Genomic DNA, 8,978 nt, shown 5'->3' on the forward strand with positions numbered 1-8,978 from the left:
GGTCGGCCCTGCCGCCGACCGGGCGCCCGGCTCCTCGGGTGGAGCGGCCGGAGCCGCTACGACCGCTGCCAGAGGGCCGGCACGTTCGGCGGCTCCCAGCCGGCCATGGCGGTGTGCGCCTGGAGGCAGGTGTAGGAGACGCCGGAGTAGGTCACGCGGTCGCCCGCGTTGTACGAGGTGCCCGCGGCCCAGCTGCCGCCGGGCGGCGTGGTGGGGCCGCCGGTGGAGGTGGCGGTCGGGGTGGGCGTGGGGCTCGGCGTGCCCGGGGTCTGCGGGACGTTCAGCACGAAGTCGTAGCTGCCCTCGCGGGTCGACCCGTTCTGGCGGACGTTCATCAGCAGCCGGGCGTCGTAGATGGTGTCCGTGTTGTTGCGCGGTTCGCCCGGGAAGTACAGCTGGGTGGTGACGATCGGGCGGCCGGGGGCCTGGAGCTTGACGTGGATGTGCCGGGTGCGGCCCGGGTAGAGGCCGGGCACGATGGTGTCCAGCTTGTAGGCGCCGTTGGCGTCGGTGAACTGGTGGCCGCGGAAGGTGTATCCGCTGTTGTCGTAGTTGCCGCCGTCGTCGGCCTGCCAGAAGTCCAGCAGCACGCCGGAGATGGGCCGGCAGGCGCGGCCGAAGACGTAGCCGCTGACGACCAGGTGGGTGCCGGGGCCGTCGTTGACCATCGAGCTGCGCAGCGGGGAGTTGGGCTTGAAGTACGGGCCCTCGGTCTGCTCGATGGTGGGGGCGTCCCCGTCGTGGCACTCGGGGGTGAGGGCGAGCGGCTCGCCGGTGCCGATCTGGTCCCGGGCCAGTGCGACCCCGCCGCCGACCAGCAGCGGGGCGGCCCCGAGCGCGGCGGCGGCCTTCAGGACGGTCTTGCGGCTGATCATGCCGTCGGGCGTGGGCATGCGCCGTCTCCTTCTCGTGAGGCGGGGGTGGGGGCGGCCCTTGCCATGGTGGGGGCATGACAAGGGCCGGACCGGCCGCCCGTCCGTGCGCGCCGGACCGGCCACCGGTGGCCACCAGCAAAGTTACGGGCCGTCCGGTGCGACCGCGATGGACATGATCCGGGGATCGTGGTGATTTCCGTCGACCCTGGACCGGAACTCCCCCGGGGTCATCCCGGTCTCCCGGCGGAAGAACCGGCAGAAGTACGCCGGGTCGACGAAGCCCGCCTCCTTGGCGACCTGACGGATCGTCAAGTCCGTGCAGGCGAGCAGCCGTTTGGCCTCCAGGGTCTGCTGGCGGCGGATCAGCCCACCGGGCGTCCGGCCGGTGGCCTGCTTCACCAGGGTCTGCAAGTGCCCCGGGGAGACGCCGAGTTCCTGCGCGGTGGAGGCCACCGAGTGCCGCACCCCGCCCGGCCGGGCGATCAACCGGGTGAAGGCGGCGGCCACTTCGGCCGGGCGGCCGGGCACCGCCGGACGGTCGGCCGGGGCGCAGGCGCGCAGCGCCCGGACGATCAGGATGTGCAGGCTGGCCCGCAGCACGCCCTGGTAGCCGGGGCCCCTGGTCCGGTACTCGTACTCCATGTCGGCGAGCAGCGCGGCGACCGCGTCGGCCTGGTCCCCGAGCGCGAGGGCCGGTCGGGTGGCCAGCGCCCGCAGGGCGGCGAGGTCCTGGGGGTGGCCGAGCAGGAAGTCCTCGTTGAACAGGACGACCCGGCCGACCAGTTCCTCGGCGTCCGCCCAGTAGTGCACCTGGCCGGGGGTGATCACGCACAACTGCGGTGGCGCCAGCGGCCGGTGGACGAGGTCCAGGACGTGGGCGCCGTGGCCGCCGGTGACGTGGACGATCTCGTAGAACGAGTGCCGGTGGGGGAAGCCGGCCCGGGAGAGCGGGCCGATCGCGTCGAAACTGCCGATGGCGAAGGGGAGCAGGTGGGGCAGCGGGACCTGTAACCGGTGCAACGGCAGGTCCGGCGTGGTTCGGGGGGTGGGGGTGGTCCGTCGCACATCCATCGGAGCAGTGTGCGACCTGTTCCGGGGACAGGTCCAGACCATCTGCCGCCGTTTTCGACCAGCGGGCCGGACCACCGGCCGTCCGGGCAGGCCGGTCCGGGCCCGCCGAAACCCCGGCCTACACCGGCGGCCAGGGGATCGCGGGCCAGTCCTCGGGCGGCAGCGGGTGCCGGCCGGAGCCGCGCAGCGCGGCCACCCGGGCCCGGGTGGCGTCCAGTTCGGCCGCCGTCAGGTGCGGGGCGAGCCGCTCGGCGAGCTCGCCGTCCAGCTGCCCGGCCAGCCGGGTCAGCACCTCCAGCGCCTCGGCGGGCAGCGGGTCGCCGGCCCAGCCCCAGAGCAGGGTGCGCAGCTTGTCCTCGGTGTTGAAGGTGACGCCGTGGTCGATGCCGTACACCCGGCCGTCGGCGGCCGGGATCAGGTGGCCGCCCTTGCGGTCGGCGTTGTTGAGCACCGCGTCCAGGACGGCGAGCCGGCGCAGCCGCCGGTCGTCGTGGTGCACCAGCAGGGCCGTCCGCCCGCCCTCGACCTCGGCCCGGACGATCGGCAGCCAGCCCGCCTCCGGGCCGCGCGGGTCCTGGAGCGCGAGCAGCGGCTCGGCCAGCGGGTCCGGCTCGACCCACAGCTGCAGCATGCCGGGCCCGTGCGGGCCGTCGCGCAGCACGGTGGGCGGGATCAGCGCCCAGCCGGTCGCGGCGGACAGCTCGTACGCGGCGACCTCGCGGCCGGCCAGCGTGCCGTCCGGGAAGTCCCACAGCGGGCGCTCCCCGGCCACCGGCTTGTAGACGGCCTGCGCGCTCAGCGAGCCGTGCGCCACCGTGCAGTACAGCGCGGCGTTGGAGGCGTCGGTGAGCCGGCCGTGCACCGTCAGCCCGCCCTGGCGCAGCAGCGCGAGGGCGGTGGGCACGTCGGCGGCCAGCGCGGCGGCGGCCGTCGGGTCGGCCTGCGGCGGGGTGTCGGTGTTCAGCGCCGGTAGCCGTTCGCGCGCGGGCACAGGTGGCCCTCCGGGTCGAGCGGCAGGTTGCAGAACGGGCAGGGCTTGCGGCCGGCCGCGACCAGGTCCAGCGCGCGCTTGGCGAAGACCCGGGCCATCGCGCCGGACAGCCGCACCCGCAGCATGTCCGGGCCGTTCTCGTCGTCGGTGAAGGCCGCCTCGGCGGCGTCCTCCTCCTCTTCCTCCTCGACCAGCGCCTGCGCCTCGACCACCAGGCAGGCGTCCACGCTGTCCCAGGCCAGGGCCATGGTGCCGACCCGGAACTCCTGCTCCAGCGGGAGGTCCAGCGGCGCGGTGTCGAGCAGGTCGTTCGGGGCGGCGGCCGGGATGGACGCGTCGCCGCCGCTGCGCCGCAGCGCCTCGTCCAGGACCTCCTCGATGCGCTCGGCGAGTGCCGCGACCTGGGTCTTCTCCAGCAGCACGCTGGTGATCCGGCCCCGGGCGCTGGCCTGAAGGTAGAACGCCCGGGCGCCGGGCTGGCCGACGGTGCCGGCCACGAACCGTTCGGGCTGGTCGTAGAAGAAGACCTGACGGGGCACGCTCTCGCTCCGGATCGTGTCGGTCGGCGCGGTTCCGCCGGGGGCGGGCCGCGGCCGGATGGACTCGCTAGTCACCCTACGACCTTCGGGCTCCGGCCGGGGAGCCGAGCCGACGGCCGCGGGCGGGGTGGCACCCGGGGAACCGGACGGTGCCGCCACGGACGGCGCCTCCCCGGACGGCCCGTCGGCGGCGCGGACTAGACGGTGCCGCCGACCACCGCGTCGCCGGCCGGGGTGGCCGCCGCCGGGCCGGGCCGGGGGGCGAGCGAGGCGAGGTCGCCGGTGTCGCCCATCCTCAGCACGAAGGGCCGGTGCGGGGTGTAGCGGATCGCGGTGACCGAACAGGGCTCGACGCTGATCCGCTGGAAGTGGTCCAGGTGCAGCCCGAGCGCATCGGCCACCACGGCCTTGATCACGTCCCCGTGCGAGCAGGCGATCCAGACCGCGTCCTCGCCGTGCTCGGCGGCGATCCTCCGGTTCCACTCGCGCACCGCGTCCACCGTGCGGTGGCTCAGCTCGCGCAGCGACTCCCCGCCGGGGAAGGCGGCCCCGGCGGCGTGGTCCTGCACGGTGCGCCAGAGCGGCTCCTTCGCCAGCTCGGCCAGCGGGCGGCCGGTCCAATCTCCGTAGTGGCACTCCCCCAGCCGCTCGTCCTCGGCCGGCGGACCCAGCTCGGGCCGCACCGCCAGCAGCGGCTCCAGCGTCTGCCGGCAGCGCTCCAGCGGGCTGCTGACCGCCCGCACCAGCGGGATGCCGGCCAGTCGGCCGGCCAGCGCGGCGGCCTGCTCCCGGCCGGTGTCGTCGAGGTCCACGCCGGGGGTCCAACCGGCCAGGATTCCGGCGGTGTTCGCGGTGGAGCGGCCGTGACGGACGAGCAGCAGGGTGGGCATGGGGTCAGCCTACGGCCTCTCGGCCCGGCCGTGGAGACCGGATTCCCCGCCCGTCCGGCTCCCGGCGGCCGGGTCCGCCACGGGTCGGCCACCGGGGGCCGGTGGACCGGAATCCCCCGGATCCGTGCCGGACGGCCCCGCTCGGGTGACAATGGCCCGCATGATCGTCCACTGCGCCGCCTACCACGACGGCCGCCGCATCGAGGCCCCCGAGGACCTGGCCGACGCGCTCGCCGCCGCCCGCGCGGCCGGCCCGGACGGCTTCGTCTGGATAGGCCTGTTCGAGCCCACCGCCGAGGAACTCGACCGCGTCGGCAAGGAGTTCGCGCTGCACCCGCTGGCCGTCGAGGACGCCGTCAGCGCCCACCAGCGCCCCAAGGTGGAGGCCTACCAGGGCTCGCTGTTCGTCGCGTTAAAGACCCTCGGCTACCACCCCGGCGGGCACGTCGTCACGGTCGGCGAGGTGATGGTCTTCCTCGGCCCGGACTTCGTGATGACCGTCCGGCACGGCGAGGACAGCCCGCTCAGCGGACTGCGGGCCGCCCTGGAGCAGGACCCCGAACAGCTGCGGTACGGGCCCAGCTCGGTGCTGCACTCGGTCTGCGACACGATCGTCGACGGCTACATGGACGTGGCCGCCGGGCTCCAGAGCGACCTGGACGAACTGGAGGCGGACATCTTCTCCCCCTCCCGGGTGGACCGCGACACCGCCGGACGGATCTACGGCTACAAGCGCCAGGTGATGTCCGTGCGCCGGGCCACCGGCCCGCTGCTGGAGCCGATGCTGGCCCTGGAGCGCGGCGCCCGCCTCGTCCGCCCCGAGACCGCGCCCTACCTGCGGGACGTCGCCGACCACGTGGCCCGGGTGAACGACCAGGTGGACGGCATGGACCGGCTGCTGTCCGACATCCTGAACGCCAACCTGGCGCAGGTCAGCGTCCAGCAGAACAACGACATGCGGAAGATCTCGGCCTGGGCGGCGCTGGCCGCCGTACCGACGATGATCGCGGGCATCTACGGGATGAACTTCGAGCACATGCCCGAGCTGCGCCAGGTCTGGGGGTACCCGGCGGTGCTGGTGCTGATGGCGGTGGTCTGCCTGGTGCTGCACCGGGTGTTCAAGCGGCACGACTGGCTGTAGCGCCGACGGCTGTCCGGCCACGGGCCGTGGCGCCGCCGGCTGTCGGGCCGCTCGGACACCCGGCCCCGGTCAGGCCAGTCCGGCGCGCTCCAGCGCCTCGACACCGGTGCGCAGCGCCAGGATCCGCTCGTCCAGGGTGAACCCGGACGGAGCCAGGGTGAGCGTGCTGACGCCCGCCTCGGCGTAGGCCTGCATCCGGTCGGCGATCCGGGCGGTGTCACCGATCAGCGAGGTGGCGTCGATCAGGTCGTGCGGGACGGCGGCCGCGGCGCCCGCGTAGTCCCGGGCGAGGTACTTCTCCTGGACCTCGTCGGCGGCCTGCTCGTAGCCCATCCGCCGGGCGAGCTGGTTGTAGAAGTTCTTCTCCTTGCTGCCCATGCCGCCGATGTAGAGCGCGGCGTACGAGCGCAGGCCGTCGACCCCGGCCTTGATGTCCTCGCCGACCGCGAGGTTCACGGTCGGGCAGAGGTCGAAGCCCTCCAGCGTCCGCCCGGCCTTGGCGCGGCCGGCCGTCAGCGGGTCGAGGGAGAGCGCGGCGTGCTCGGGCGAGAAGAAGATGCCGAGCCAGCCGTCGGCGATCTCGCCGGTCAGCTCCAGGTTCCTGGGGCCGATCGCGGCGATGTACAGCGGGATGTGCTCGCGCACCGGGTGCACGGTGAGCTTGATCGGCTTGCCGGGGCCGCCGGGCAGCGGCAGCGTCCAGTGCTCGCCCTCGTGCGTCAGGCGCTCGCGGGACATCGCCTTGCGGATGATCTCCACGTACTCGCGGGTGCGGGCGAGCGGCTTGTCGAACTTCACGCCGTACCAGCCCTCGGACACCTGCGGGCCGGAGACGCCGAGGCCGAGCCGGAACCGGCCGCCGGACAGGGTGTCCAGGGTCGCGGCGGTCATCGCGGTCATCGCCGGGGTGCGCGCCGGGATCTGGAAGATGGCCGAGCCGACGTCGATCCGCTCGGTCTTCGCGGCGACGAAGCTGAGCACCGTCGCGGCGTCCGAGCCGTACGCCTCCGCCGCCCAGCAGACGGAGTAGCCGAGGCGGTCCGCCTCCTGGGCCACGGCGATGTTGTCGGCGTCCATGCCGAGTCCCCAGTAGCCGAGGTTGATCCCGAGTCGCATCTGCCGCACCTTCCAGTGGGTTGGGGTTGGTCGCGAGGGTAACCGTGCCCGCACCGAACACGCTACTGACGGGTAGGGGTGGATCCGGTCACACCGGTGCCGTTGATCGTTCTGCGGGTCTGCACCTCTCTCCGCGCACCGGCCGCTACGCTCAGCCGACGTGGGGAGCACTCTCCCCACCTGCGCGTTCACAGGGCCGCCGGGGCTCCCGGGGCCACCGGCCAGTGGAAGGCCCGTCCGATGGAAAAGCACCACCTCGGCCGTACCGGCCTCCAGGTCTCCCGGCTCGGCCTCGGCACCATGACCTGGGGCCGCGACACCGACGAGCAGGAGGCCGCCGAGCAGCTCAAGGAGTTCGTCGACGCCGGCGGCAACCTGCTCGACACCGCCGACGTGTACGCGGACGGCGGCGCCGAGTACCTGATCTCCCGGCTCACCGACAGCCTGGTCCCCCGCTCCGAGCTCGTCATCGCCACCAAGGCCGGCAGCGTCCCCGAGTCCGCGCGCCGCTTCGACGGCTCGCGCGGCCACCTGCTCGCCGCCCTGGACGCCTCGCTGCGCCGGCTCGGCACCGACTACGTCGACCTGTGGCAGGTGCACTCCTTCGACCCGGCGACCCCGGTCGAGGAGACGCTCAGCGCCCTCGACATCGCCGTCTCCTCCGGGCGCGCCCGCTACGTCGGGGTCTGCGACTTCAGCGGCTGGCAGCTCGCCAAGTCCGCCGCCTGGCAGCACGCCCACCACGGGCGGGTGCCGCTGGCCGGGGCGCAGCTGGAGTACTCGCTGCTCCAGCGCGGCATCGAGCGGGAGGCGCTGCCCGCCGCGCTGGACGCCGGGGTCGGGGTGCTGGCCGGCTCGCCGCTCGGGCGCGGGGTGCTCACCGGCAAGTACCGGCACGGCGTGCCGCAGGACTCGCGCGGCGCCTCGCCGTACCTGTCCGGGTTCGTCCAGCCGTACCTCGGGGAGCGCTCGCGACGGATCGTGGACGCCCTCGCCACCGCCGCCGACGGGCTCGCCAGCACCCCGCTGGCGGTCGCGCTGGCCTGGGTCCGGGACCGGCCCGGGGTGGCGAGCGCCCTGGTCGGAGCCCGGACGGTGGCCCAGCTGCAGTCGGCGCTGTCGGTGGAGGCGCTTACGCTTCCGGATGAGATCCGTGGTGCGCTGGACGACATCTCGTCGCCGGTGCACCACTACCCGGACCAGGGGTGGACGGAGCTGTGACCCCCGGCCCGGGTCGTCGGGCAGAACCTGCAGTGGAGTGACCTTTGGAGCGGACGACGATGACTGACACGGGGAACGGCGCTCCGGAGGTGACCGCCGGGGCCCAGCTGACCCCGGAGGCGAAGGCCGCGAAGTTCGCGGAGCTGGCCCGGCGGATCCGCGGCATGCAGCCGGAGGACGCCGCGGACCGTGCCGCACGGGCGGGTGCCGCCCGCGCGGAGGCCTCGATGGCGGAGGCCCCGGCTGCGGAGGCGCCGACGGAGGAGGCCCCGGAGCCCGGAGGGTCGGAGCCCGGGGAGTCGGAGCCGGCCGCTCCGGCCCCGGTCCCGGCCGCCCCGGTCCCGGCCGCCCCCGTTCCGGCCCGGGTTCCCGCCCCGGCCGCCCCCGCCCCGGTGGTGTCCGACCGGCAGCGCGGCGAGGTGCTCCGCGCCACCGTCGAGGTGCTGACCGCCGGCGGCGCCCCGGCCGACCTGGCGGCCGCCGCCGTGGCCGCGCTCGGCGAGGAGGCGCCCGTACGGCTGCGCGAGGACCCGTGGGCGGTGCTGGGCCTGCCCGGCGTCCGGCCCGAGCACGCGGACGGCTTCGCCCGGGAGCTGCTCGGCGCCGGTGCCGGCCCGGGCGACGAGCGCCGCGCCCGTGCACTGGTGCCGTGGCTGCTGGAGCAGGCGGCGCTGCGCGGGCACTCGGCCCAGGAACTCGCCGAGGTGGCGGTCGGGCTCGACCGGCTCCGGATGCCCGAACCGGCCACCGCGATCCAGGCCGCCGTCGAGGACGGGCGGGTGCTGTCGTTCCAGGAGGAGCTCACCGGCCCCGAGGCGCACGCGGCGGGGGGCGACGAGGAGGACGAGGCGCCGACCCGGACACTGCTCGCCCTGGCGGGGCTGGCGATGGCCGAGGACAGCCTCGCCGAGAAGCTGCTCCAGCTGATGGCCACCTTCGTGCCGGGCGAGGACGCCGAGGAGACCGAGGACGCCGGCGGGGCCGAGGATACCGGCGGGGCTGAAGACACCAGCGGGGCCGAGGACGCCGGCGGGGCTGAAGACGCGGCCACCGACGCGGAGCCCCCCGCCGCCCCCGGCCCGGCCGCCTGGGCGGCCGCCGCCGAGGCCGCGTCGTCCTCCTCCGCGACCGCCC

9 protein-coding genes are annotated in these 8,978 nt (G+C 74.9%); 3 read left to right on the forward strand and 6 right to left on the reverse strand.

All coding sequences use genetic code 11. The features are described from left to right. Nucleotides 1-56: 56 nt before the first annotated feature. From ACFU6K_RS21255 to ACFU6K_RS21275, 5 genes are all read right to left on the reverse strand, one after another. Nucleotides 57-893, reverse strand: a complete 837-nt coding sequence (locus tag ACFU6K_RS21255) for a carbohydrate-binding protein (protein ID WP_380665228.1) — start codon at nucleotides 891-893, stop codon at nucleotides 57-59. A gap of 123 nt (nucleotides 894-1,016) precedes the next feature. Further along, complete coding sequence (locus ACFU6K_RS21260) at nucleotides 1,017-1,946, reverse strand: AraC family transcriptional regulator (RefSeq protein ID WP_380665230.1); 930 nt, start codon at nucleotides 1,944-1,946, stop codon at nucleotides 1,017-1,019. Between the two features lie 118 nt (nucleotides 1,947-2,064). Further along, nucleotides 2,065-2,862 carry an SCO1664 family protein gene (locus ACFU6K_RS21265; protein WP_380665242.1) on the reverse strand — a complete coding sequence of 266 codons (798 nt, stop codon included), beginning with the start codon at nucleotides 2,860-2,862 and terminating at the stop codon, nucleotides 2,065-2,067. 44 nt (nucleotides 2,863-2,906) lie between these two features. Next, entirely contained in the window at nucleotides 2,907-3,476 is a 570-nt protein-coding gene (locus tag ACFU6K_RS21270; RefSeq protein WP_380665244.1) for a DUF3090 family protein, read from the reverse strand. Nucleotides 3,477-3,673: 197 nt separating this feature from the next. Continuing rightward, nucleotides 3,674-4,366 carry a histidine phosphatase family protein gene (locus ACFU6K_RS21275; RefSeq protein ID WP_380665232.1) on the reverse strand — a complete coding sequence of 231 codons (693 nt, stop codon included), beginning with the start codon at nucleotides 4,364-4,366 and terminating at the stop codon, nucleotides 3,674-3,676. Between the two features lie 160 nt (nucleotides 4,367-4,526). On the opposite strand from ACFU6K_RS21275, the gene ACFU6K_RS21280 reads away from it, so the two are divergent. Beyond that, complete coding sequence (locus ACFU6K_RS21280; RefSeq protein WP_380665234.1) at nucleotides 4,527-5,507, forward strand: magnesium and cobalt transport protein CorA; 981 nt, start codon at nucleotides 4,527-4,529, stop codon at nucleotides 5,505-5,507. 69 nt (nucleotides 5,508-5,576) lie between these two features. Here the strand turns inward: ACFU6K_RS21280 and ACFU6K_RS21285 are convergent, their stop codons facing one another. Then, nucleotides 5,577-6,623 carry an LLM class F420-dependent oxidoreductase gene (locus ACFU6K_RS21285; RefSeq protein ID WP_380665236.1) on the reverse strand — a complete coding sequence of 349 codons (1,047 nt, stop codon included), beginning with the start codon at nucleotides 6,621-6,623 and terminating at the stop codon, nucleotides 5,577-5,579. 240 nt (nucleotides 6,624-6,863) lie between these two features. Between ACFU6K_RS21285 and ACFU6K_RS21290 the strand changes: the two genes are divergently transcribed. Both ACFU6K_RS21290 and ACFU6K_RS21295 read left to right on the forward strand, forming a co-directional pair. Continuing rightward, complete coding sequence (locus ACFU6K_RS21290) at nucleotides 6,864-7,844, forward strand: aldo/keto reductase (RefSeq protein ID WP_380665238.1); 981 nt, start codon at nucleotides 6,864-6,866, stop codon at nucleotides 7,842-7,844. Nucleotides 7,845-7,903: 59 nt separating this feature from the next. Continuing rightward, nucleotides 7,904-8,978: helix-hairpin-helix domain-containing protein (locus tag ACFU6K_RS21295; RefSeq protein ID WP_380665240.1), on the forward strand; the 1,075-nt coding region annotated here is incomplete at its 3' end.

The organism is Kitasatospora sp. NPDC057512, assembly GCF_042802135.1.
GTDB lineage: Bacteria > Actinomycetota > Actinomycetes > Streptomycetales > Streptomycetaceae > Kitasatospora.

Excerpts from the sequence above, each read along its gene's own strand:
- ACFU6K_RS21255 (WP_380665228.1), bottom strand. The coding sequence starts at position 893 with ATGCCCACGCCCGACGGCATGATCAGCCGCAAGACCGTCCTGAAGGCC.
- ACFU6K_RS21260 (WP_380665230.1), bottom strand. The coding sequence starts at position 1,946 with ATGGATGTGCGACGGACCACCCCCACCCCCCGAACCACGCCGGACCTG.
- ACFU6K_RS21275 (WP_380665232.1), bottom strand. The coding sequence starts at position 4,366 with ATGCCCACCCTGCTGCTCGTCCGTCACGGCCGCTCCACCGCGAACACC.
- ACFU6K_RS21280 (WP_380665234.1), top strand. The coding sequence starts at position 4,527 with ATGATCGTCCACTGCGCCGCCTACCACGACGGCCGCCGCATCGAGGCC.
- ACFU6K_RS21285 (WP_380665236.1), bottom strand. The coding sequence starts at position 6,623 with ATGCGACTCGGGATCAACCTCGGCTACTGGGGACTCGGCATGGACGCC.
- ACFU6K_RS21290 (WP_380665238.1), top strand. The coding sequence starts at position 6,864 with ATGGAAAAGCACCACCTCGGCCGTACCGGCCTCCAGGTCTCCCGGCTC.